Genomic DNA, 24,194 nt, shown 5'->3' on the forward strand with positions numbered 1-24,194 from the left:
CAATTGTGGATATTTCAAACGGGATGTGGATATTTCAAATGGGAGTTAACGGTTGGCTATGAATCGGGGTCTTCCTCATCGGCGGGGATGATGAGCGGTTGGCCCACCTGGAGCAGGCTGGCCATGGTTAGGTTGTTGGCCGCCAGCAATTCCGGCAAAGGCTTGTCGTACTTGACGGCAATTTCCGACAGGGTTTCGCCCGCAACCACGATGTGGGTTCGATCGCCCGGCCGAACGGTGCCATCGCGGTTCAGCACCACCGGCACGTCTTGGGGTATCTCGACTTGCTGGCCGATGCTCAAAAGGTTGGGATTGTCAAAATCGTTCACCAAGATGATCCCGGCGAGGCTGGTACCGAATTCGGCCGCGATGCTGGCCAGTGTGTCCCCCTCCTTCACCACATAGATGAACGCCTCCGGTGTGGAAGTGGGTGTGGGGGTGGGGGGTGGGGTGGGTAGTGCCACCTCGACGGTGGGGCTGCCCGCCTCATCGGGGTCAAGACCCAGCGGGCGATCTTCGGAGGAGGTTCCCCCGCCCCCGCAGGCTGCTCCCAGAACAGCTATGAGCAGCATCATCGCTACCATTAGTGACCGGCGCACAGCGACACCTCCTTGACAGCCAGTTTCTACCCACCTTAGGGGCTGCGCCCTCCAACGTGAAAAAGGGGACCTTCCGGTGTGGCCGGATGTCACGCCTCCAGTGCTGCGCCCTCGAATGCTGGAAAAAGGGGGACCTTCCGGCGCTCGGGCGGGCGCGCTCGAGCGGTACGTGCGAGACTCGGACTTATGAGCGCAGACATCGTTATTCGCGGGGGAGTTGTGGTGGACGGCTCCGGCCGGCCGGGGACAGAGGCCGACATAGCCATAACCGGGGATCGCATCAGCGGGATCGGGAAGGGGCTGTCGGGCCGGACGGAACTGGATGCCGGCGGCCAGGTGGTGGCCCCGGGCTTCATCGACATCCACACCCACTACGATGCCCAGGTTTTCTGGGATCCCGAACTCTCGCCCTCGTGCTACCACGGGGTGACCTCGGTGATCGCCGGTAACTGTGGTTTCTCCATAGCCCCCACCCGATCGGAGCATCGGGGGCTCATCGCCCGCACGCTGGAGAACGTCGAGGACATGAACGTGGACAGCCTGGCCGAGGGCATTCCCTGGGACTTCGAGACGTTCCCCGAGTACCTGGACTCCATCTCCCGCCGGGGCACATCCCTCAACTTCGGGGCTTACATAGGTCACACCGCCCTGAGGTTGTTCACCATCGGCGATGAGGCCTATGAGCGGGCCGCCACCGATGAGGAAGTGGCCGGCATGGTAAAGGTGGTGGCCGAGGCTGTCGACGCGGGAGCAGCCGGTTTGGCCACCAGCTTCGCCATGACCCACCGGGGCGCTGACGGGCTGCCCGTTCCCAGCCGGTTCTCGACCCGGGAGGAGTTCGAGGCGCTCATAGGAGTGCTCGGCCGGAAGCGCCGGGGTGTGGTATCGGTGGCCCCGGGCCAGCCGGTGGGCATCGACGACCTCTACACGTTGCAGCCTCGGGTGGGCGTGCCGTTCACCTACGGTGCGCTTTTGACCTTCCCCAATGGTCACCATGTGCAGAGCGCGGCCCGTAACCGGGATGCCTGGGCTGAGGGGATCCAGGTATGGCCCCAGGTAACCCCCCGCCCGCTCACTTTCCAGATGATGATGAGCGATCCGTTCACCCTCAATGTGAACCCCGAGTTCGCCGCGCTGATGAGCCAGGATCGTGACACCCGGCTGAAGGCTTACGACGACCAGGACTGGCGCAACCGGACGGCCGAGGCCTTTGAGCACCAGCGGGCCATGAAGCCCCGATGGGATACGTTCCGCATTGCCGAGACGGCCTCGCGCCCCGAGCTGATCGGCCGGAGACTCACCGACGTGGCTTCCGAGCTGGGGGTTCGTCCCCTGGATGTGCTGCTCGACACCGCAGTGGCCGACGATCTCACCACCCGGATCAGTTGCGTCATCGCCAATGATGATCCCGAGGGTGTTGCCCTGCTGTTGCAGCAGGACGGCTGCACGCTGGGACTGTCCGATGCCGGAGCCCATGTGGGCCAGCTTTGTGACGCTCCCCAAGCCACCGACTTTTTGGGCAACTGGGTGCGCGACCGCGAACTCATGCCCATGGAGAAGGCGATCAGGAAGCTATCCGCGGTGCAGGCCGACCTGTTCAACCTGGTGGACCGGGGCTACCTCCGGGAGGGGGCGTATGCCGATGTGGTTGTGTTCGATCCCGACACGGTGGCTCCGGGTCCGCTGCGCCGGGTGCGGGACTTTCCTGCCAACGCCGAACGGTTGACCGCGGATGCTCCCACCGGTATCACCCATGTGCTGGTCAACGGCACCCCCATCCGCCGTGATGGCGAGGTGGACCGAAGCGGTGTGGACACCCATCCCGGGGATATTTTGCGCCCCTCCGCCCGCTGATCTGGGACCGGTAAATGATGAATGGGGTGCGCCCTTTCGCCCGCTGATCTGGGACCGGTAAATGATGAATGGGGTGCGCCCTTTCGCCGGCTGAGCGCCCCCTATCGGGCAATCGGGCCGAGACCCTCTGGCGCGACTCCCGATCATCGGCCTAGGGTGTTGGGGTAGGCATGAGCGACAGCGTGGTCGTTCCCACATGATGACGAGGAGATCGCCATGGGGGAGAACAGGGACTGGCGTATGGACATAAGCCGTGCCGGGGCCGACCTGCACGAGCTGCTGTCTACAGGTATGCCCGCCGACGAATCCGGGGAGTGGATGCGGTGCTTGGAGGAAAAGCTCGGTCAGCTCAGCCGGGCCCTCATCGGTTTCCGCGCCGACTGTGCCCACGGGCTGTACGACGAATGCATCGAGCTGGCCCCTCGGTTGGTGTCCCAGGTGAACAAGCTCCGGGCCGAGCAGGCCCAGATTCAAACATCGGTGCGGGAGCATCTCGACCGGTTGCAGTCCCAGCGGCCCGGCCCTGGTTTGTGCCGGTCGATGACCGAGTTGGTACACCGGGTTGATCAACTCAGCCACAACGCGGTGGACTTGGTGTACAGCGCCTATGACACCGACCTCGGTGGTCCTGGCTGATATTTCTTCGATTTCAGCTTTATCCTGTAGTGGGTGAGTGATCTGCTGGTGGTGGTTCTGGCTGATATTTCTTCGATTTCAGCTTTATCCTGTAGTGGGTGAGTGATCTGCTGTCGGTCGAGGCTCCGGCCGGATTTGTCGATGCCGTGGATGGGGTGCGCATAACACCGGTGGACGAGGTGGGGTTGGAACAGCGGGCTGCGTTGCTGTGCACCCGATCGGTCAAGGCTGCGTCCAAGGCGGCGATGCTGGATTTGACCATCCAGGTCATGGACCTGACCACCCTGGAGGGCGCTGATACTCCCGGTCGGGTCCGGGCACTGTGTTCCCGGGCCCGCCGTCCCGATACCACCGACGGGTCGGCACCCCCGGTGGCCGCCGTTTGCGTGTACCCAGAGATGGTACCGGAGGCGGCGACGGCACTGGCCGGCAGCCCGGTGGCGGTGGCCAGCGTGGCCGGCGGCTTCCCCGCCGGCTTGTCCCCCCTGCAATCCCGCCTGGCCGAGATCGCCTGGGCAGTGGCTGCCGGGGCCGACGAGGTGGACATCGTGCTCAACCGCTCGGCGTTTCTCTCCGGGTGCTACCAGAAGGTTTACGACGAGATCGTCTCGGCCAAGCAGGCCAGCGGAGCGGCCCACCTGAAGGTGATTCTCGAGACCGGGGAGCTGGGGGCCTACGATCAGATCAGGCGGGCATCCATGCTGGCCATGGCGGCGGGGGCCGACTTCATCAAGACCTCAACCGGCAAGCTGGGCATCTCGGCCACTCCGGCCACCGCTCTGTGCATGGCCGAGGCCATTCGGGACATGGCCGAGCAAACCGGTCGTACCGTAGGGCTGAAGCTGGCCGGGGGTATCCGCACTGCCAAGCAGGCCTGGCACTATCTGGTGATTGTGGGGGAGACGTTGGGACCGGCGTGGCTCACCCCGGAGCGTTTCCGGCTGGGAGCATCCAGCCTGCTCAACGATGTGCTCATGCAACGAGCCAAGCAGCGCGACGGCCGCTACCAGCGACGAGAGGATTTCAGCGTTGACTGATTGTCGGTTGCCCGGTGGTGGGGTTTTGCGGACTGATGGTCGGTTGCCCGGTACCGGGGCTTTTGCAGAAAGGTTCTGGCTTTGACCGGTAGCTCGATCCCGGGCAACGAGATTCAGAGGACCACAAACCTCGGCCTCGACTACGAGCCCGCCCCCGAGTCGGTAGCTCCAGTGCGCATCGCACCGCAATATGGCCTGTTCGTGGGGGGTGAGATGGTCGAGCCGGTATCCGGGCAGTTCGCTCCCACCGTCAACCCCGCTACCGGGAAGCCTCTGGCCCAGGTCGGCGTGGCCGGTTCCGCCGATGTGGAGCGGGCGGTGGTCGCAGCCCGTGCCGCCTGGGAGGGGGGCTGGTGCGACCTGCCCGGTGCCGAGAGGGCCAAGTACCTCTATCGGGTGGCCCGCCTGTTGCAGGAGCGGTCCCGGGAGTTCGCCGTTTTGGAGACGATGGACGGGGGTAAGCCCATCCGGGAATCCCGAGACCTGGATGTTCCCCTCGCCGCGGCTCACTTCTTTTACCACGCCGGATGGGCCGACAAGCTCGACTATGCCTTCAGCGGTCGCCGGGCCGTGCCGGTGGGAGTGGTCGCCCAGGTCATCCCCTGGAACTTCCCGTTGCTGATGGCCGCTTGGAAGCTGGCACCGGCGCTGGCCTGCGGCAACACCGTGGTTCTGAAACCGGCACCCACCACCCCACTTACTGCGCTGTTGCTGGCTGAGGTGCTCCGCGATGCCGAGCTTCCCCCCGGTGTGGTCAACATCGTGACCGGTGACGACGCTGCTGGGGCCGCGCTGGTTGCCCATCCCGGCGTGGACAAGGTTGCTTTCACCGGATCCACCGAGGTGGGTCGGGCCATCGGTGCGGCAGCCGCCGGCACCGGCAAGCGTCTCACGCTGGAACTGGGGGGCAAGGCGGCCAACATCGTGTTCGACGATGCGGCGTTGGACCAGGTGACCGAGGGCATCATCAATGGGATCTACTTCAACGGTGGTCAGGTGTGCTGTGCCGGATCCCGCCTGCTGGTGCAGGAGACCGTGGTGGACACCGTGGTGGGCAAGCTCCGGCAGCGCATGGACACCTTGCGGGTGGGTGACCCGCTGGACAAGAACACCGATATCGGAGCTATCAACTCCCAGGTTCAGCTCGATCGCATCCAGGAGCTGGTGGCTTGCGGGATTGCCGAGGGAGCCGACCTGTACACCCCCCGGATTGCTTTGCCCGATCAGGGGTTATTCCATCTCCCGGCACTGTTCACCAATGTATCCACTGCCCACCGCATCGCCCGGGAGGAGATCTTCGGGCCAGTGCTGTCGGTTCTGACCTTCCGTACCGCCGAGGAAGCTGTGGCCAAGGCCAACAACACCCCCTACGGGCTGTCGGCCGGGATCTGGACCGAGAAAGGATCGCGCGTCATGTGGATGGCCGACCGCATGCAGGCCGGTGTTGTGTGGGCCAACACCTTCAACCGGTTCGACCCCTCCAGCCCTTTCGGTGGTTACCGGGAGAGTGGCTACGGCCGTGAGGGAGGCAGAGTCGGTTTGTTGCCCTATGTGGAGTTGGTGGCGTGATGGTGGCGGCCCGTGTCGGTTTGTTGCCCTATGTGGAGTTGGTGGCGTGATGGTGGCGGCCCGTGTCGGTTTGTTGCCCTATGTGGAGTTGGTGGCGTGATGGTGGCGGCCCGTGTCGGTTTGTTGCCCTATGTGGAGTTGGTGGCGTGATGGTGGCGGCCCGTGTCGGTTTGTTGCCCTATGTGGAGTTGGTGGTGTGATGGTGGCGGCCCGTGTCGGTTTGTTGCCCTATGTGGAGTTGGTGGCGTGAGTGCACATGGAGGATCGGGGGAGTTGAGCGGGCGGTTGCCGGTCAACAAGACCTACAAGCAGTTCATCGGTGGGGTTTTCGAGCGCTCCGAGTCGGGGCGTTCCTATCCGGTGGTCGGAGCCGGGGGCCGGCTTTTGGCTCACGCGGTTTTGGGATCACGCAAGGATATTCGGGAGGCGGTGGCCGCCGCCTGCTCGGCTCAGGGGGGCTGGGCCGGACGCACCGCCTACAACCGGGGGCAGATCCTCTACCGGGTAGCTGAGGTGATGGAGTCTCGCCGGGCCGAGTTCTCCGCTGAGGTGCTTCGGGCCGGTCATGGGACCTCGGAGGAGGCTGCCGCCCGGGAAACATCCGTGGCCATCGACCGCTGGGTGTGGTATGCGGGCTGGGCCGACAAGTTTTCCACCGTCCTGGGTGGAGTCAACCCGGTGGCCGGGCCTTACTTCAACCTCAGCATGCCCGAACCCACCGGCGTGGTGGGGATCGTGGCCCCCAACGAGCCGCCCCTGCTGCCGCTGGTGTCCCGGTTGGCTCCGGCGATTGTGTCGGGCAACACTGCGGTGGTGTTGGCCTCGGAGCTTTGCCCTCTGGTTGCCGTCACCCTGGCGGAAACGTTGGCGCTCAGCGATGTTCCCCCTGGGGTGGTCAACATCTGCACCGGGTGTCACCAAGAGCTGGTTCCCCCGCTGGCCGATCATGGTGCGGTGGATGCGCTGGACATAACCGGTTGCGATCCCGAACTGGCCAGCGATGCGGCTCGCCGGGCCGCGGCCACCATCACCAGGGTGGTGAGTGCTTCAGCCGCTGAGCGCCTATGGGCTGATGAGGCCGCCCAGAGCCCCTACCTCATCGACGCGTTCTGTGAGATCAAAACTGTATGGCACCCCAAGGGAAGATGAGCATCGGCCCCTTTGTGCTCGGTGTCGACCTTGACGGGGTGTGCGCCCAACACACCGTGGCTTTCCGCAAGGTTGTTGCCCTGGAGAAAAATGTTCCCGAGGAATCACTGACCCTGAGCTGCGGTTGGGGTTTCGAGGAGTGGGGTTTCGAGGAGGGGGACTTCGAGAAGTACCACCGGCAGGCGGTGGTGGAGCATAGGATGCTGGCAAACATGCCGGCGATGCCCGGCGCATCCCGGTCGCTGTGGCGGTTGTCGGAAGCGGGGGTATGGATTCGCATCATCACTCACAGGCTGTACACCAACTGGGATCACGCCATAGCGGCCGGTGATACCGCCCAGTGGCTGGATTGGGCCAAGATTCCCTACCGGGACCTGTGTTTTGTGGGTGGGAAAACCGCGGTTGATGCCCATGTCTATATAGAGGATGCCCCCCACAACATCGAAGCGCTGCGCGAGGATGGGCGGAAAGTGATTGTGTTCGACCAACCCTACAACCGGGAGTTGGATCCGCCTCGGGCCCACGACTGGGAAGAAGTGGAGCACATGCTCTCAACCGAACTGGCTGCCCATCAGGGGGCCGTGCAGCACCAGTTGCCAGGTTTCGATCCCGGTACCTACCGCCTCGGCGGTCATACTTCCTGAGAAACGCCCTCCTTTCGGATCGGCTGCTCCCCGCGGGCTATCAGGCCCTTGTTCATTTCTTTGATGATGCCGATGAGCCCTTCGTGCAGGGTTTTGTGCAGCCGCTCAAACTGCTCGTCGGTCTCCCGCCGGTAGCTGGCAAACTGCTTTTGGGTTTCCAGGCGTTGGGCAGCAATTTGTTCTCGACTTTCCAGGCGGTAGCTGGTGATTTGTTCTTGGATGTCCTCTCGAAAGCTGGCGATTTGTTCTTGGCTTTCCAGGCGGTAGGCGGTGATTTGTTTTTGGGTTTCTTCCCGGTAGCTGGTGATTTGTTCTTGGATGTCCTCTCGAAAGCTGGCGATTTGTTCTTGGCTTTCCAGGCGGTGGGCGGCGATTTGTTTTTGGGTTTCTTGTTGGTGGGCGGTGATTTGTTTTTGGGTTTCTTGTTGGTGGGCGGTGATTTGTTTTTGGGTTTCTTGTTGGTGGGCGGTGATTTGTTCCTGGCTTTCCAGGCGGTGAGCGGTGATTTGTTTTTGGGTTTCTTCCCGGTAGCTGGCGATTTGTTCTTGGCTTTCCAGGCGGTGGGCGGTGATTTGTTTTTGGGTTTCTTGTTGGTGGGCGGCGGTTTGCTCCTGGGTTTCCAGGCGGTGGGTGGCGAAGCCGTCGATGACTTTGTCAATTTTGGCGTTCAGGGTATGAAAGTCGGAGCGCTGGCTGCGCCACAGTGCCAAGAACATTGTGAGTAGCCCAGCCCCGACGGCCCCGATGACCGAACTGAGGATTGCTATGTCCACGGTTTGTCCCTCTGGTTGGGGGTGGATCGTTGGGGGAAGAGCCCTATCATAGTAGCTGCTCTCAGCCCAGCCGTCAATTTCTTACCCAAATAAAATCTATCTCAGCATCTTTCAGCTATTTTCAATCTTGAGATGGATTCATATCAGGCCAGTCGATCCCGGTTCTGGTCGGCCAGCCAGGAGGGTAGTTGGCGGATGTCGGCCAGCTCGGTCCAGTTGGAGTGGGGGGAGATGATGCTGTGCTCCAGATCCCAGGTGATGTGGTAGGGAATGTGAACGGCCTGACCGCCCAGGGCGATCACCGGCTCTATGTCGGAGCGCACCGAATTGCCCACCATAACGAATTGGTCGAGGGCGATGTCGTGGCGGTTCAGTACTCGAGTGTAGGTGGCTTCGTCCTTCTCGGCCACGATCTCGACCGTGTCGAAGCAGCCTGCCAGCCCCGAAGCCGCGATCTTGGTTTCCTGGTTCCACAGATCGCCCTTGGTGATGAGCACCAGCCGGTAGCGGCTCTCAAGCTCCGAGATGGTTTCGGCCACGCCGTCCAGCAACTCCACCGGGTGGGCGTACATTTCCTTGGCCCAGCCCACGATGGTGTGGATCTCCTCAGCGGTGATCCGACCCCCGGTGGCCTCGATAGCGGTCTCGATCATTGAGAGCACGAATCCCTTGATCCCGTATCCGAAGACGGCCACGTTCTGGCGTTCCAGAGCGATAAGCCTCTCATGCACATCCGCATCGGGCAGGTAGCGGCCCACGAGGCGGCACATCCGGTCCTCGTAATCGGCGAAGATCGGCTCGTTGTGCCACAGGGTGTCATCCGCGTCCAGCCCCACGGTGTCTATCACGGCAGGGGGACCCTGGGTTCGGTCATTGGTTTCACAGCGCGAGGGGACCGTAGGCCGGTTTGATGATCTTATTGATGATCTCCAGCCGCTCGTCAAAGGGGATGAACGCGCTTTTCATGGCGTTGATGGTGAGCCATCGGATATCGGCCCAGCCGAAACCGAACTCATCCACCAGTTGCATCACCTCGCTGGTCATCGAGGTTGCGCTCATGAGGCGGTTGTCGGTGTTCACGGTTACCCGGAAACGCAGGTCGCTCAGCAATTTGATGGGGTGCTCGGCAATGGACGGCACCGCCCCGGTGTGGACGTTGGAGGTGGGACACAACTCCAGCGGGATGCGCCGATCCCGCACGTAAGCAGCCAGCCGCCCCAGTTCGGGGAGGCCGCCGGGTTCCATCCGGATGTCGTCCACAACCCTCACACCGTGGCCCAAGCGCTCGGTACCGCAATACTGAACCGCCTCCCAGATCGACTCGGGGCCGTATGCCTCGCCGGCGTGGATGGTGAAGTGGAAGTTCTCCCGCTGGATCAGGTGGAAGGCATCCAAGTGACGGCTGGGGGGATGGCCGGCCTCGGCCCCCGCGATGTCGAAGCCCACCACCCCACGGTCGCGGTGGCGGACGGCAAGTTCGGCGATCTCCAGCGATCGAGCGGCGGTTCGCATAGCGGTTAGCAGCGTGGCGACACGGATGGTGCGTCCACTGCTGCCCGCTGTGAAACCGGCCACTACTGCCTCTACCACTTCGTCCAGGCTCAGCCCGGCCTCGGTGTGCAGCTCGGGAGCGAACCGGACCTCGGCGTAGACCACGCCGTCGTCGTCCAGATCCTCAGCGCACTCGGCCGCCACCCGTTCGAGGGCGTCGCGGGTCTGCATGACCCCCACGGTGTGGGCAAAGGTCTCCAAGTAGAGGGTTAGATCGAGGCGGTTCGCCCCCCGGACCATCCAGCGGGCCAACTCACCGGGATCGCTGGTGGGTAGGCGGCGGTAGCCGTTCTCTCTTGCCAACTCCACAACCGTTTCCGGGCGCAGGCCGCCATCCAGGTGGTCGTGCAGCAGGACCTTGGGGGCATTCCGTGCCGCTTCGGCGGTGGGGCGTATCACCGGTCCAAGCCTATGGGGCTATCGAAGCTAATGGTTGCAATAGCTATGGAAGAGCTAGAGCCACGCCTCTGACTTGGTGAAGCCTCGGGGTCTGGTTGCAATAGCTATGGAAGTCGCGGTTTACAAGATTCTGGCTGTACAGTGGATGGAAGTCGCGGTCTACACGATTCTGGCTGTTACCAGTTGCCGGCGCGATGGGGTGGTTTCGCTGATGGTCAGGGCCGACGACAGGGCTTCGTGGGCGGCGGCCAGGCGGGAAGGGTTGTCGGTGTGGAGTTCGGCGATCACCTCACCGGCAGCCACCCTGTCACCGCAAACTCGGCGCAAACGCACCCCGGCCACCGCCGACACACCGTCCTCCTTATGAACCCGGCCCGCCCCCAAACGCCACGCAGCCACCCCGACGGCCAAAGCGTCGATGCGGTCGATCACCCCACCGGTCGGTGACTTCCAGTGGTCCACCACCGGGGCGATGGGCAGGGGGGCCTCGGGGTTACCACCTTGAGCGGTCACCATGGCCTGCCAAGTATCCATGGCCCGACCCGAGGCCAGCACCTCGGTGGGATCGGTGTCCAGATCGGCCAAGCTGATCATTTCTTGGGCCAGTGCCAGGGTCACCTCCACCAGATCGGCCGGGCCACCCCCGGCCAGCGTTTCGACTGCCTCGGTCACTTCGAGGGCGTTGCCCGCGGTCCGTCCCAATGGCTGGTCCATATCGGTGATCAACGCCACCGTGTCCACCCCGTGGCTACGACCCAGTTCGACCATGGTTCGCGCCAGCATCTCGCCCTCGGCCGGGTCGGGCAAGAACGCCCCGGAGCCGAACTTCACGTCCAGTACCAGGCCGGAAGTGCCCTCGGCGATCTTCTTGGACATGATGGAGGCAGCGATAAGCGGAATCGATGCCACTGTCCCGGTCACGTCTCGCAGCGCATAGAGAATCCGATCTGCCGGAACCAGGTCGGCAGTAGCCGCGGTGATCACCGCACCCACCTCGTGGAGTTGGGCCAGGAACTGTTCATGGTTCAACTCGGCCCGCCAGCCCGAGATGGCCTCCATCTTGTCCAGCGTGCCCCCGGTGTGGCCCAAACCCCGCCCCGAGAGTTGAGGCACGGCGGCACCGCAGGCCGCCATCAGCGGGCACAATACCAGTGACACCTTGTCACCCACCCCGCCGGTGGAGTGCTTGTCCACAGTGGGTCGCTCCAGACTCGACAGGTCGAGCCGGTGTCCGCTGCCGATCATGGCCGCCGTCCACGCGGCCAACTCCCGGCCGGTCATGCCCCGCCATACGATAGCCATGAGCAGCGCGGCGGCCTGCTCCGCGGGTATGCGCCCTGCGGTGATGCCGCTGATGAACCAATCGATCTGCTCTCCACCCAGCTCGTGGCCATCCCGCTTGGCAATGATGAGATCGACTGCGTTCATGGGAGGTGTTCGGGACCGAACGCACCGGGGATGAGATCGACTGCGTTCATGGGAGGTGTTCGGGACCGAACGCACCGGGCAGCAGGTCGCCCACGGTTTTGGTCTCGTTGATCCGGCATCTTTCGCCCCCCGCCTCGTAAAGGATCTGGCGGCAACGTCCGCACGGGGTGAGCGGGTGGCCGTCGCCGTCGGTGACCGCCACGGCCACCAGCAACCCACCGCCGGTACGGTGCAGGTCGCCCACCAGGGCGCACTCGGCGCACAGGCCGAGCCCGTAGGAGGCGTTCTCCACGTTGCATCCTGTCACCACCCGGCCGTCGCCGGTAAGCCCTGCGGCTCCCACCTTCAGGTTCGAGTACGGGGCGTATGCCCGTGACGCGGCTTGACGAGCGGCGGCCCACAGCTCGTTCCACGAGATCGCCTGTTCTGGGCTCATTTGGTATCTCGCGGCATTTTCAACGGTATCGCCCAAGCAGGTGGCTGCACGAGATCGCCTGTTCTGGGCTCATTTGGTATCTCGCCCTCTACTGCTTCGGTTTCTTCTAACCGCTGCGCCGGTATACCGGAATGTCTTCTAACCGCTGCGCCGGAATGATTGGCCCGCTGCTGCCGGCGGGATCGACCGCCCGACCGCACCGGCCACTACCACCAGCGTTACGATGAATGGTAGTGATTGCAGGAACTCGCTGGGTATCCCGAATCCTTTCACTTCCACATCCAGGAACTGGATGCGACTTCCCAACGCCCGGGAGAACCCGAACAGCAGCGCCCCACCGAATGCCCCCCACGGTGTCCACTTGCCAAAGATCAGAGCTGCCAGAGCGATGAACCCGGCGGCGTTGGTCATGTTGTCCTCGAACCGTGATTGCTGCTCCATCGAGAACCATGCTCCGGCCAGCCCGGCGATCAGCCCTCCCAGGATTACCGATTGGTAGCGAATGCGCACCACATCCACCCCCAGCGTTTCGGCGGCCCGGGGGTTCTCCCCGCAGGAACGCACACGAAGCCCCCAGGGGGTGCGGAACATCACCACCCAGGTGCCCAGCACCACCAGGTACATCATCCAGTAGATGGGACGGCCACGGAAAAGCTGATCGCCAACCACGGGGATGGACGACAGCAGCGGAAGGCTGAATTCGGAGGTTCCCACACCGGTGGTGATTCCGCTTTTGACAATCACCTCCGAACGCAGGAACCCGGTAAGGCCCAGAGCGAACAAGTTTATCACCACACCCGACACGATCTGGTTGACGTTGAAGCGGATGCAAAGAACCGCGTGCAGCGTGGCCACCAGGCCTCCTGCCAGCACCGCAATCAGGATCGAGAACCACAGCCAGCCGGTGGAATGGGCACTTCCGATTGTAACGTAGGTCATGTAGCCGATGCCTGCGGCTGCCAGCATGGTTCCTTCGATGCCGATGTTGATGATCCCCGAGCGTTCCGACCACAAACCGGTGGTGGCACCCAGCGCGTAAGGCGTTGCTAGCACCAACGATGTGAAGAGCAAATTGGTGATGTTCGTGCTGCGAGTCTCGGAGAGCGCCAGGCTCAGCACCAGCATCAGGGGCACAAGTGATATGGCGCTCATGATCCGGGCCAGGCCTGCCCACCGCCGGATCCCGTGCGGAGCGAAGCTCAAAATTGTGGTGACCAAGTGCAGAATACCGATGGCAACAACCCAGGTGGGGGGGTGGAAACCGATTCCCACTGGATCGGGGGGAGGTTCGAGATTGAATCGCCGGCTGGTGCCCGATATCGCCGGAGCCACCCCGGCGATCAGGGCCACCCCCAAGAGACCGAATACCAGCCCGGTAATGGTATGGCGATCCAATCCGGACCGCTCAGCGGTAGGGTTTGGCCGGGGGGTTCCATTGGTGGCGCTCACACTTCTGTCCGCGCTGTTCAGGCCAGTTTTTGGGTTTGGCCGGGGGGTTCCATTGGTGGCGCTCACACCTGCTCCCCCGAGGATGTGGTTCCGAACGGGCTGTGGCTGATCTCGCGCACCCGGAAGAGGTAGCGCACGATGGCATCGGCCGCTACGAATAGCAGCACCATCGCCTGGATTATCCGGACCACGTCAATTGAAACGTCAGCTTCCTGCTGCATCAGCGGCGCACCCGACAGCATCGAACCCCATAGCAGGGCAGCCGCGATTATGGCAATAGGGTTGGTGCGGGCCAGCAGGGCGATGGCGATGCCGTCGAAGCCCATCAGGGCGAACGTGCCCGGTTGGAAGTGCCCGGTGGTGCCCGAAACCTCCGAGGCTGCCGCCAGTCCGGCGAACGCTCCCGATGCTGCCATCGAGATCGCGATCACTCGGTTCACGTTGATGCCCGCGTAGTGGGAAGCGTGGGGATTCAGCCCAACAGTGATTACCTCGAACCCGAAGTTGGTGCGTTTCAGCGCGAACGCCACCACGAAGCACACCCCTACCAGCACGATGAGGCCCGTGTGAAGTTCCGGCTGGCTGCTCACCGATTCGGGCAGCAAGCCGGGCAAAACAGCGGTGTCGGATATCTGCTCTGTGCGGGGAACGCTGCTGTCGATGTCGCGCAGCACCACTGGATCGCGGGAGTTCACCATCCAGCGAATCACGTAAAGTACCAGGTAGTTGAGCATGATGGTGCTGATAACCTCGTGTGCGCCGGTCTTGGTTCGTAACACCCCGGGAATGCCCCCCCAGATGGCACCTCCCAGCGTGCCCGCAACCAGAATCACGGGTATTGCCAAGATGCCCGGCAGGTCGTACATCCAGGACATCGCCCCCACCCAGGCCGCAGTGATCCCGCCGGCCAGTAGCTGCCCTTCAGCACCGATGTTGAACAGCCCAGCTCGGAAAGCGAAAGCCAGGGCCAGTGCCGATCCGATGAACGGTACCGACTTGGCTACCGAACTGGCGATCTGGCTACGCCCGCCAACCATGCCCTGCAAGAGGGCCCAGTAAGCGGTGAAAGGGTTGATGCCGATGATGGAAATGAGCACCCCGCCGACCACGAACGATAAAAGGATGGCGCATAGCGAAACGTACAGAGGTTGAAGGCGCCACGCCTCTGTGAGCAGGTGGTGCACCTGGGCGCTCGCCCTCCCGAAACCAGCGTTCCCGCTTTTGGGCTTGCTCAATGCTGGTCCTTCGCCGTGCCGGTGGCCATGAGCAACCCGAGTTCTTCCCGCCTGGCCTCGGCCGCGTTCACCGTTCCCACCAGTTTGCCCCGGTAGAGCACGCCTATACGGTCGGAGAGCGACATGATCTCGTCCAACTCGGCCGATACCAGCAGTATCGCGGCCCCCCGGTCGCGCAGGTTGATGATCTTGCGGTGGATGAACTCGATGGAGCCCACGTCCAACCCGCGGGTGGGTTGGGAAACCACCAGCGCCCGGGGTTGGCTCGAAAGCTCGCGAGCCACGATCACCTTCTGCTGGTTACCGCCCGAAAGCGTGCTAACGGGTACTTTGATGCCGGGGGTGCGAACATCGTATTGCGCCACCAGATCTTCGGCTTCAGCTTCTACAGCCGCGGTGTTGCGGACACCGTGTCGGGAGAACTTGGCGCGGTGGTAGTGGTTCAGCACCAAGTTGTCGGCCACGGAGTGCTGGGCCACCACCCCGTGCTTGCTGCGATTCTCCGGAATGTGGGCCACCCCCAGGTTGTTGATCCTGCGGGGTGTCCAACCGGTTGTGTCCTGGCCGAGTATCTCCACCCGCCCTCCGGTTGCTGGTCGCATGCCGCAAATGACCTCCACCAACTCCCGCTGGCCGTTGCCCTGCACCCCGGCGACTCCAAATATCTCCCCAGCTTTCAGATCCATGTCCAAGCCGGCAACCGTTTCCACGCCCCTGTCGTCGTTGGCACGCAGACCGTGCACCTGGATTACCGGTTCCCCAGGATCGGCCTCGGTTTTTTCCACCTGGAACACCACATCTCTACCCACCATCAGGTTGGCCAGTGACTGTTGCGTGGCCCCTTCGACGGTGGTTCTGCCCACCACCCTTCCGGCTCTGAGCACGGTTATGCGATCAGCCACAGCCAGCACCTCGCGCAGCTTGTGGGTGATGAAGATGATGGATTTACCCTGGCCGGTGAGGGATGCCATCACCTCGAAGAAGTCGTCCACCTCGCCGGGCGTGAGCACCGCAGTGGGCTCGTCGAGGATCAATATGTCGGCGTCGCGAAACAGGGCCTTGACCAGCTCTACCCGCTGTTGCTCACCCACCGACAGTTCGCCCACGGTTGCGTCGGGGTCTACGGCCAACCCGTAACGCTCGGCCAGAGTCGCGATTCGGTTGCGGGCGGAATCCAGATCCAGGAAGGTCCCCTTCCGCCTGGTCACCTCGTTGCCCAAGATGATGTTCTCGGCCACGGTGAACACGGGTATGAGTTGAAAGTGCTGATGCACCATACCGATGCCCCTGGCGATGGCATCGCCGGAGTTGTCGAGTTGCACGGACTCCCCGCGCACGCGGATGGTGCCTCGATCGGGCCGGTATAGCCCGAACACCATGTTTACCAGGGTGCTCTTTCCCGCACCGTTCTCACCCAGGAGGCAGTGGATCTCGCCCTCGTTGAGGGTGAGGCTCACGTCCTCATTGGCGATTACCCCTGGGAAGGTTTTGGTGATGCCCTCCACCTCCAACACCGGGCTGGGTACAGCCTTGCTTGCCTGAGCCATGCCCGACCCAGATTACGGCACCGGTGGCCGGAGGGTCGCAAAATATAGTTACTATTCCCACGCCAGCCGCCACATTTACCAGTCCGTTTGCTGGATCCTGGTGGATCTGGATTTACCAGTCCGTTTGCTGGATCCTGGTGGATCTGGATTTACCAGTCCGTTTGCTGGATCCTGGTGGATCTGGATTTACCAGTCCATTTGCTGGATCCGGTGGCTTCAGTCGCAGGCGGAGTTTTCGCCCAGGAACAGGCCGTCTATCCCGCACACTCCGGTGGTGAGGCTGCCGTCGGCAAGGCCGGCCCGAACCCTCTCCACGGTTGCGGCGGCCTCGGCGCTCACCGCGGCATCGTGGAAGGGGGCGTAGGTGATTCCCAGGTTCTCAGCCGTCAGCACGTAGGAGCCTCCGGCAAAGGTGCCCTGGATGACGGCTGCGATATTGCGGAATACCGAGAGGTCCACCCGCTTTATGGCTGAGCTGGCCAGGTATTCCGAGCCCGGAGCTGTTCCGCCGTTGAAGGTGGTGTAGTACTCGTCCTGGTCCACACCGATGCCCCAAGCCCCGGCCTCGGCCGCGGCCTTCACGCCACCTGATCCAGTGGGGCCACCAGCGCCGAAGATCACGTCTGCACCTTCGCCGATGAACTGCTGAGCATCCGAAGCACCCTTGGCCGGGTCGGTGAAGCTCTCGTTGTACACCGACAGCACCTGGATGTCGGGATTGATGTGCTCGGCACCGGCCTTGTAACCGTTGACGAACTTCACCACCGGGGGAACGCTCTCGAGTCCTCCTATCACACCGACCACGCCGGTTTCGCTGAGCGAGGCCGCCAGGGCTCCAGCAATGAAACCTCCCTCGTGCTCGTTGAACAACACACCCAGGTAGTTGTCGGGATACTCCATCTGGAACTGGTCGATACCTATGTAGTGGATGTCGGGGTTATCCTCGGCCGCCTCAAGGGTGTGGCTGGCGAGCAGGAACCCCACGGTGATCAGCACGTCGGGGTCCTGGAGGGCCGAGGTTGTCAGGTTGGCATCGTAGTCGGCCTCGGACGCGGTCTCGATAACGCTGGAGTCCTCGATGCCGAAACACTCGGTGGCAGCAATCATGCCCTCGTAGGCGAATTGATTGAAAGTGCCGTCGTCCACCTTTCCGATGTCGGTGACCATGTTCACCCGGAAATCGGCAGGAGCCTGGATTCCGCCCCAGGCCTCACACTCCTCCTCCAGGGTGATTAGAGCTTCTGAAGGCATCTTGGGTGCGGGCATGGCGGTCGCTTCGGACATCTCGGTTGCCTCGGGCATGGCGGTCGCTTCGGGCATCTCGGTTGCCTCGGGCATGGCGGTTGCTTCGGGCATATCGGGTGCCGAGTCGTCGTCGTTGCCGCAGTTAGCAGCCACCAAGACCAACGCCAGCCCCAAAGCAAGCAGCGACCACAATTTCTTGTGCATCATGGACCCCTCCGTCTAATGCGAATCGGTTAAGTGCTACCAGGCTAGCCCGGGCCAGCGACAATCCGGGTGTCGGGCGAGTAGGTCAAATTCGCAACATGCCGAAGGAACAGGGCCCACCACGGTTCCGCCTGGGTATCATGACAGCGGAAGCGTTGCTGATAGGAGGATCGCATGGCTACGCCTGTTCATACCGGTCAGGGTCGTACCGATCGGGAGATCCTGGGTCGTGCCGAGGTCAATGACGTTGACACCATCATTGATATCTCCCGGGCGAACTGCGACACCACTTCGGTGATTCATGCGGTGAGGGACAGCAGCGACGCCCTGTTCACCTGGGACTACGCCAAGGGGGCCCGCCCCCAGTTGGATCGTCTCTACGAGAAGGCCAAGACATCGCAATGGAATGCCCAAACCGATCTGGATTGGTCCATCGAGGTGGATCCGTACGAGGCTTTTTCGATCTTCTCCGAGAACGGGTCCGAGTCCGAGTTCGAGCGGGATGAGGATCTGCCCACCGCCAACTGGGGTGAGGATGAGTGGCGGGAGTTCTCCCTGGAGTCGTTCAAGTGGCGGATGAGTCAGTTCCTCCACGGCGAGCAGGGGGCCCTGCTGTGCACGGCCAAGATCGTTGAGACCGTTCCGTGGATCGATGCCAAGTACTACGCCGCCACCCAGGTGGTGGACGAGGCTCGTCACGTGGAGGTGTTCGGCAAGTACATCGACACCAAACTGGGTGATTCCTATCCCATCAACGCCCATCTCAAGCTGCTGCTCGACGACATCATAAGTGACAGCCGGTGGGACATGACCTATCTGGGTATGCAGATCATGGTCGAGGGTTTGGCCCTAGCCGCTTTCGGGTTCATGCACCAGCTCACCCCCGAGCCGCTGCTCAAGAAGCTCCTCCGATACGTGATGGCCGACGAGGCCCGCCATGTGGCCTTCGGCGTGCTCAGCCTCAAGGAGTACTACGCCGAACTGTCCCTGACCGAGTTGCGGGAGCGTCAGGAGTTTGCCTTCGAGGCAGCGGTGCGGATGCGCGACCGGTTCATCCAGCAGGAGGTTTGGGAGCGCATGGGTGTGCCGGTTCGGCCCATGGTGCAGAACTTCCTGTCGTTGCCCCCCGAGCAGAAGCCGTTCCAGAACATCCTGTTCTCCAAGATCGTACCCAACTGCAAGAAGCTGGGTTTGCTGGATGCCGGTGATGCCTGGCTCCGTCGCCGGTTCGAGGACATCCACGTCATCCAGTTCGAGGACTGGGTGGACACCGGTGAGGAATACGAGGAGTTCCAGGTCGAACCGGTTGCGGTCTAGCGGTTACCCCGCGAACCGTGGAGGAACCTAGGTTTGATGCGGTGGCGATTGCGGGCCACCAACCGGTAGAGCGGGCGAGCGAGTGGGCTGATCGGTTTCAGGGTCAGCAGCCGGCCCAGTAGGGGCCACGGTCCGCTCATGGCCCTCAGCGCCTCGCCTATGCATAGGTGCTCGTCGGCCCGGGTGCCGTCGGGGCCTATCCACCACGCCGAGCGGGCCACGTCCTCGGTGGTGAGGCCGAGAGCCTCCAGGTCGGCCTGCTGCGCCGGGATGATCCGATTCCGACCGCTCAGCCGGCGTTCCACCCAGTGTGCGGTTGCCGTGCAAAACCCGCAGTTGCCGTCGTAGACCAGCAGGCCCGCGGCCCCAGCCTGACCTGGGTAACCATGGGGCTGATCTGCGTCGCTTGCTGGTGCCGGCGGTGATGGGCCCGGGTTAGCTGTTTCGCCCGGTGTTGGGCTTGCGCTCGGGTTAGCTGTTTCGCCCGGTGTTGATGCGTCGGGGTTAGCTGTTTCGCCCGGTGTTGGGCTTGCGCCCATGATTGGCCTTCTTGCGTCGTGCTCGGGCTTTGCGTTTTTGGGTGCGCTTCGACATTCAGACCTCCGCGTCTTTAATCATGCTACCGGTTGCCATTAGCTTGGGCGATCCGTGGAGCGCTTCGGGTTCGTCGGTTTGCCTAATGCCGGCAAGTCTTCCCTGTACAACGCCTTGGTCGGCTCGGATGTGCTGGCCGCTCCCTACGCTTTTGCCACCACCAGTTCCAACACCGGGGTGGCCAGGGTGGTGGACCCCCGCCTAGACGCGCTGGCCGACCTGAGTGGTTCCCGCACGGTTACCCCGGCCAGCGTGCAGTTCACCGATATAGGGGGTCTGGTGGAGGGAGCCAGCCGGGGTGAGGGTTTGGGTAACCGTTTCTTGGCCGGCATCCGGGAGGTGGATGCTGTGGTATTCGTGCTCCGAGCCTTTGCCAACCCCGATGTGGCCGGCCCCACCGACCCGTTGGAACACCTGAGGGTGCTGGAAATCGAGTTGACGCTGGCCGACTTGGAGACCGTGGAGAACCGGCTGGTCAAGCTGCGCAAGGCTGCGGTCCACGACCGATCCCGGGCAGCGGAGGTGACCGCCCTGGAAGCAGCCGGCACCATCCTGGATGGAGGCACACCGCTGTATCGCTCCGACCTCACCGCCGGGCAGCAGGCTGATCTGCGGGAGAGCTTCTTGCTCACCAACCGCCCGGTTCTGGTGGTGGTCAACATCGGTGAGGATCAACTGGACCGTGCCGATGCCTTGATCGAGCCGGTGGTCGCCGAACTGGGTAGCCGGGCCGAGGTGATGGCCGTGTGCGTGCAACTGGAGGCCGAGGCGGTTCAACTCCCCGCCGATGATCGGTCCGAGCTGCTCGAGGGCTTGGGTTTGGGTGAGGGGGCATTGGGCCGGTTCACCCATGCCGCCTACAACCTGCTGGGATTGCGGACCTTCTTCACCACCGGGGACAAGGAAACCCGGGCCTGGACCTTTCGCCAGGGGGCGAATGCTCCCGAAGCCGCGGGGCGAATCCACACCGACTTCCAGCGGGGGTTCATCCGGGCCGACGTGATTGGTTGGAAACAACTACTGGAATCGGGCAGTTGGGCCAGGGCCAGGGACCAGGGACTTGTCCGTACCGAGGGTCGCGACTATCTGGTGGCCGATGGCGATGTGATGGAGATCCGTTTCAACGTTTGAGATGTGATGGAGATTCGTTTCAATATTTGAGTAGTGGGCAGATTGTTCTTGCCCGAAGGCCGCTGGAGTTGGAAAATCAACCTCATGGCGTGGCTGGTCTGTGAGGATCGGGTGCTGGCCACGGTGGAGGTAGCCACCGGTTGGTGGGAACGGGCCCGGGGGTTGCTGGGCCGTGACGGGTCCGACGACGTGGTGTTGCTGCTGCGACCGGCCTGCTCGGTCCACACTCTGGGGATGCGCTTCCCCATTGATGTGGCTCACCTGGACCGGAATCTGGTTGTACTGAGAGTGGTGACCATGGGCTGTCACCGGATCGGCCTGCCGGTGTGGCGAGCCCGGGCGGTTCTCGAGGCCAAGGCCGGCTCGTTCGCCCGCTGGGGTCTGAAACCGGGTGACCGCCTGGAAGTGCGGCAAACTATGGGGGACAAGAGAGGGTAACCGAGCCGGGGAGGGAAAATGGTCGGAAAGCTGGTGCTGGTGGCCACCCCCATCGGGAATCTGGGCGACCTGTCTCCCCGGGCGGTGGAGGTACTGGCCGGTGCCGATGTGGTGGCGTGCGAGGACACCCGTCGCACCGGGCGCCTGCTGGCCCATGCCGGGATCCGTTCCCCCCGCTTGATGGTGGTGAACGAGCACACCGAGGCCACCGGCGCGGCAGAGATAGCCAACCTGGTGGTCGACGGCAGCACCGTGGCCCTGGTCAGTGACGCCGGCACCCCGGCGGTATCCGATCCGGGGGCCAGAGTGGTGAACGCCGTCCTTGCCGCTGGCGGCGATGTGGAAGCCGTCCCCGGCCCGTCGGCTGCTCTGGCCGCTCTGGTGGTGAGCGGGTTGCCCACCGGTCGGTTCTGCTTCGAGGGGTTCCTCCCCCGCCGGGGTAGCCCCCGAACCTCCCGCATCCGGGCGCTCGCCCAGGAGCCCCGCACCATGGTTCTGTTCGAAGCTCCCCATCGCCTGGCCCGAACCCTGGAAGATCTGGCCTCGGCGTTGGGCGGGGATCGGGAAGTGGCCGTCGTGCGCGAGCAGACCAAGCTGTACGAGGATGTCTGGCGGGGCACCCTGGCCGGGGCCGCGGCTCGGGCCGATCACACCGAAGCTCGGGGTGAGCATGTACTGGTGGTGGGCGGCTGCCCCGATCCTTCCCCCCCTCCGGTGTCTCAGCTCAAGGCGGCTGTCGATGAGAAGCTGGCTGGCGGAATGTCCCGGCGGGATGCTGCGGCCGCGGTGGCGGCCGATCTCGGGGTGTCCCGCCGATCCGTTTACCAGCTCGCCATACTAGAATCCGGGGACGATCCGTCCTGCTGCTGAAGGAGTTGCCATGAGTGCCACTAAGCCCATTCCCGACGATTACCCCCGCGTCACGCCCTACTTGTGCGTGGATGGTGCAGAAGCAGCCATCGACTTTCTGGTGACGGTGTTCGGGGCCAAGGAGCGCATGAGAATGCCAATGCCCGGTGGCAAGATCGGCCACGCCGAGGTGATGATCGGTGACGGGCTGGTGATGCTGTCCGACGAGTACCCCGAGATGGGGGTACTCGGCCCGAAGTCGGTCGGGGGCACCGCCGTCACCATCAGCGTTTACGTTGAGGACTCCGATGCCACCTTCGCCCGGGCGGTTGAAGCCGGTGCCACCGTCGAGCAACCGGTGGAGACGCACTTCTACGGGGATCGTGCCGGCCAGTTCATCGACCCCTTCGGCCACCGCTGGAACGTAACCACCCACGTGGAGGACGTGGCTGCCGACGAGCTGGACCGCCGCCGGGTTGAGATGTTCGGGGGCTGACGGCTCGTACCCCGTCCCATTCCGGTCAGGATGGGAACACCATGGGCAGTAGGGTGAACCGGTCAGGATGGGAACACCGTGGGCAGTAGGGTGAAACAGTGTCGCGTTATTACCTGACCACCCCGATCTTCTACGTCAACGACGCTCCTCATATTGGCCACGCCTACACGGTTCTGAACGGGGATGCCGTAACCCGCTGGCATCGGCTTCTGGGTGACGATGTCTACTACCTGACCGGTACCGACGAGCACGGGCTGAAGGTGCAGCGGGCGGCCGAGGCCAACGGCTTGTCACCCCTGGAGCAGGCCGACCGCACCAGCCGGCGCTTCCGGGAGGCATGGAAGGAGCTCGGGGTGGCCAACGACGAGTTCATCCGGACCACCGAGCTGCGCCACTACCGCTCGGTCCAGACGCTCATGCAGCGGGCTTACGACAACGGCCATATCTACTCGGCGGTGTACGACGGTTGGTACTCGGTGTCCGATGAGGCCTACGTCCCGGAGGACGAGGTTTCCGAGGCGGATATCGAGTCGGGCCGGGTGGAGAGGATGACCGAGGAGAATTATTTCTTCAAGCTCTCCGCGTTCGAGGACCGGCTCCTGGAGTGGTTCGAGGCCGAACCCCGGAACATCACACCCGAGGGTTATCGCAACGAGGCCCTGGGCATCATCCGGGGTGGTCTGCGGGACATTTCCGTAACCCGCACATCCATCGACTGGGGCATTCCGGTGCCCTGGGCCGAGGGTCATGTGTTCTACGTGTGGTACGACGCGCTAACCAACTACGCCACTGCCGTGGGATATGGTGCCGACCAGGAGCGGTTCTCCACGTGGTGGCCCTCGGTCCGCCACCTCATCGGCAAGGACATCTTGCGTTTCCACTGCGTGTACTGGCCGGCCATGCTCATGGCTGCCGGAGTTGACCACATGCCCCGCTGTCATGTTCACGGTTGGCTCTTGGTGGGCGGGGCCAAGATGTCCAAGTCGGCTTTCAACCAGATCTCCCCGGCCGATCTGGTCGACGACTTCGGCGTGGACGGTTTTCGCTACTCCCTGCTGCGGGATGCCCCGTTCGGTCCCGACAGCGAGGTTAGCCACGAGGCCCTCCAGCACCGCTACAACACCGACCTGGCCAACAACTTCGGCAATCTGCTGCAAAGGGCGGTCACACTGGTCCACAGCAAGTGCGGCGGGGTCGGCCCGGCCCCCGATCCCGACCATCCTCTGGCCGATGTGGCGGCCAGGGTGTACGCCGATGCCGCTGCTGCCTGGGATCGGTTCCAACCCTCGGTGGCCCTGGAAGCCACCTGGCGTCTCATACGTGACACCAACGAGTACCTCCAGGCCACCGAGCCGTGGAAGATGGATCCCGGCCCCCTGGTGGGCAAGGTTTTGGGCAACGCCCTGGAAGCCCTTCGCATTGTGTGCGTGCTGGCCTGCCCGGCCATACCCGCTTCCTGCCAAACGGCATGGGATCGCCTGGGTCTGGCCGGATCCCCCCTCGACCAGCGGCTGCCCGGGGCGGCGGTGTGGGGTCAGTACCCCGGCGGCCTGACCGTGACCGCGGGCGATCCACTGTTCCCCCGCCTCAAGGGCTGAGAGCGAAGGTTGGTTG

The 24,194-nt window shown here is 63.3% G+C and carries 24 protein-coding genes; 12 read left to right on the forward strand and 12 right to left on the reverse strand.

All coding sequences use genetic code 11. The annotated features are described in order from the left end of the window. Positions 1-56: 56 nt before the first annotated feature. Positions 57-572 (reverse strand): LysM peptidoglycan-binding domain-containing protein, encoded by a 516-nt coding sequence (locus tag ACOGXC_RS01785; RefSeq protein ID WP_419919020.1) that lies wholly within the window; start codon positions 570-572, stop codon positions 57-59. A gap of 213 nt (positions 573-785) precedes the next feature. On the opposite strand from ACOGXC_RS01785, the gene ACOGXC_RS01790 reads away from it, so the two are divergent. The 6 genes from ACOGXC_RS01790 to ACOGXC_RS01815 all read left to right on the forward strand — a co-directional run bounded on the left by ACOGXC_RS01790 (position 786) and on the right by ACOGXC_RS01815 (position 7,488). Continuing rightward, entirely contained in the window at positions 786-2,453 is a 1,668-nt protein-coding gene (locus ACOGXC_RS01790; RefSeq protein ID WP_419919021.1) for an N-acyl-D-amino-acid deacylase family protein, read from the forward strand. 216 nt (positions 2,454-2,669) lie between these two features. After that, complete coding sequence (locus tag ACOGXC_RS01795) at positions 2,670-3,089, forward strand: hypothetical protein (RefSeq protein WP_419919022.1); 420 nt, start codon at positions 2,670-2,672, stop codon at positions 3,087-3,089. Between the two features lie 110 nt (positions 3,090-3,199). Then, a complete protein-coding gene (deoC, locus tag ACOGXC_RS01800) occupies positions 3,200-4,126 on the forward strand; it encodes a deoxyribose-phosphate aldolase (RefSeq protein WP_419919987.1) in 927 nt (308 codons plus the stop codon). Between the two features lie 111 nt (positions 4,127-4,237). After that, positions 4,238-5,695 carry an aldehyde dehydrogenase family protein gene (locus tag ACOGXC_RS01805; RefSeq protein WP_419919988.1) on the forward strand — a complete coding sequence of 486 codons (1,458 nt, stop codon included), beginning with the start codon at positions 4,238-4,240 and terminating at the stop codon, positions 5,693-5,695. 246 nt (positions 5,696-5,941) lie between these two features. Then, a complete protein-coding gene (locus ACOGXC_RS01810) occupies positions 5,942-6,844 on the forward strand; it encodes an aldehyde dehydrogenase family protein (protein WP_419919023.1) in 903 nt (300 codons plus the stop codon). Continuing rightward, complete coding sequence (locus tag ACOGXC_RS01815) at positions 6,841-7,488, forward strand: 5' nucleotidase, NT5C type (RefSeq protein WP_419919024.1); 648 nt, start codon at positions 6,841-6,843, stop codon at positions 7,486-7,488. The genes ACOGXC_RS01810 and ACOGXC_RS01815 overlap by 4 nt, the downstream gene beginning before the upstream one ends. Here the strand turns inward: ACOGXC_RS01815 and ACOGXC_RS01820 are convergent. The 9 genes from ACOGXC_RS01820 to ACOGXC_RS01860 form a co-directional block, all read right to left on the reverse strand. Beyond that, entirely contained in the window at positions 7,476-8,204 is a 729-nt protein-coding gene (locus ACOGXC_RS01820) for a hypothetical protein (protein ID WP_419919025.1), read from the reverse strand. The genes ACOGXC_RS01815 and ACOGXC_RS01820 overlap by 13 nt on opposite strands. A gap of 200 nt (positions 8,205-8,404) precedes the next feature. Continuing rightward, a complete protein-coding gene (locus tag ACOGXC_RS01825) occupies positions 8,405-9,109 on the reverse strand; it encodes an HAD family hydrolase (RefSeq protein ID WP_419919026.1) in 705 nt (234 codons plus the stop codon). 31 nt (positions 9,110-9,140) lie between these two features. Continuing rightward, complete coding sequence (locus ACOGXC_RS01830; protein WP_419919027.1) at positions 9,141-10,211, reverse strand: adenosine deaminase; 1,071 nt, start codon at positions 10,209-10,211, stop codon at positions 9,141-9,143. Between the two features lie 159 nt (positions 10,212-10,370). Beyond that, complete coding sequence (locus tag ACOGXC_RS01835; RefSeq protein ID WP_419919028.1) at positions 10,371-11,639, reverse strand: thymidine phosphorylase; 1,269 nt, start codon at positions 11,637-11,639, stop codon at positions 10,371-10,373. 46 nt (positions 11,640-11,685) lie between these two features. Next, entirely contained in the window at positions 11,686-12,075 is a 390-nt protein-coding gene (locus ACOGXC_RS01840; RefSeq protein ID WP_419919029.1) for a cytidine deaminase, read from the reverse strand. Between the two features lie 138 nt (positions 12,076-12,213). After that, the gene (locus ACOGXC_RS01845) at positions 12,214-13,470 is read right to left on the reverse strand and encodes an ABC transporter permease (protein WP_419919030.1); all 1,257 of its coding nucleotides are present in this window, start codon (positions 13,468-13,470) and stop codon (positions 12,214-12,216) included. A 116-nt stretch (positions 13,471-13,586) separates the two neighbouring features. Further along, positions 13,587-14,759, reverse strand: a complete 1,173-nt coding sequence (locus tag ACOGXC_RS01850; protein ID WP_419919031.1) for an ABC transporter permease — start codon at positions 14,757-14,759, stop codon at positions 13,587-13,589. Beyond that, positions 14,756-16,306 carry an ABC transporter ATP-binding protein gene (locus tag ACOGXC_RS01855; RefSeq protein WP_419919032.1) on the reverse strand — a complete coding sequence of 517 codons (1,551 nt, stop codon included), beginning with the start codon at positions 16,304-16,306 and terminating at the stop codon, positions 14,756-14,758. The genes ACOGXC_RS01850 and ACOGXC_RS01855 overlap by 4 nt, the downstream gene beginning before the upstream one ends. 216 nt (positions 16,307-16,522) lie before the next feature. Then, complete coding sequence (locus ACOGXC_RS01860) at positions 16,523-17,755, reverse strand: BMP family ABC transporter substrate-binding protein (RefSeq protein WP_419919033.1); 1,233 nt, start codon at positions 17,753-17,755, stop codon at positions 16,523-16,525. Between the two features lie 174 nt (positions 17,756-17,929). Between ACOGXC_RS01860 and ACOGXC_RS01865 the strand changes: the two genes are divergently transcribed. Further along, positions 17,930-19,072, forward strand: coding sequence for a ferritin-like domain-containing protein (locus ACOGXC_RS01865; RefSeq protein ID WP_419919034.1), 1,143 nt, complete (start codon positions 17,930-17,932; stop codon positions 19,070-19,072). Here the strand turns inward: ACOGXC_RS01865 and ACOGXC_RS01870 are convergent. Beyond that, a complete protein-coding gene (locus ACOGXC_RS01870) occupies positions 19,069-19,611 on the reverse strand; it encodes a thiol-disulfide oxidoreductase DCC family protein (protein WP_419919035.1) in 543 nt (180 codons plus the stop codon). The two genes, ACOGXC_RS01865 and ACOGXC_RS01870, sit on opposite strands and share 4 nt — an antisense overlap. Beyond that, a complete protein-coding gene (locus tag ACOGXC_RS01875) occupies positions 19,577-19,666 on the reverse strand; it encodes a 50S ribosomal protein bL37 (protein WP_419919036.1) in 90 nt (29 codons plus the stop codon). Before ACOGXC_RS01875 ends, ACOGXC_RS01870 begins: the two co-directional genes overlap by 35 nt. A gap of 54 nt (positions 19,667-19,720) precedes the next feature. Between ACOGXC_RS01875 and ychF the strand changes: the two genes are divergently transcribed. From ychF to ACOGXC_RS01900, 5 genes are all read left to right on the forward strand, one after another. After that, positions 19,721-20,797, forward strand: a complete 1,077-nt coding sequence (ychF, locus tag ACOGXC_RS01880; protein WP_419919037.1) for a redox-regulated ATPase YchF — start codon at positions 19,721-19,723, stop codon at positions 20,795-20,797. An 84-nt stretch (positions 20,798-20,881) separates the two neighbouring features. After that, positions 20,882-21,235, forward strand: coding sequence for a DUF192 domain-containing protein (locus ACOGXC_RS01885; RefSeq protein ID WP_419919038.1), 354 nt, complete (start codon positions 20,882-20,884; stop codon positions 21,233-21,235). Between the two features lie 18 nt (positions 21,236-21,253). After that, positions 21,254-22,105, forward strand: a complete 852-nt coding sequence (gene rsmI, locus ACOGXC_RS01890; protein WP_419919039.1) for a 16S rRNA (cytidine(1402)-2'-O)-methyltransferase — start codon at positions 21,254-21,256, stop codon at positions 22,103-22,105. Positions 22,106-22,115: 10 nt separating this feature from the next. Then, the gene (locus ACOGXC_RS01895) at positions 22,116-22,580 is read left to right on the forward strand and encodes a VOC family protein (RefSeq protein WP_419919040.1); all 465 of its coding nucleotides are present in this window, start codon (positions 22,116-22,118) and stop codon (positions 22,578-22,580) included. 98 nt (positions 22,581-22,678) lie between these two features. After that, entirely contained in the window at positions 22,679-24,178 is a 1,500-nt protein-coding gene (locus ACOGXC_RS01900; protein WP_419919041.1) for a class I tRNA ligase family protein, read from the forward strand. Positions 24,179-24,194 lie beyond the last annotated feature (16 nt).

This window comes from Candidatus Poriferisocius sp. (assembly GCF_965202595.1).
GTDB lineage: Bacteria > Actinomycetota > Acidimicrobiia > Acidimicrobiales > Bin134 > Poriferisocius.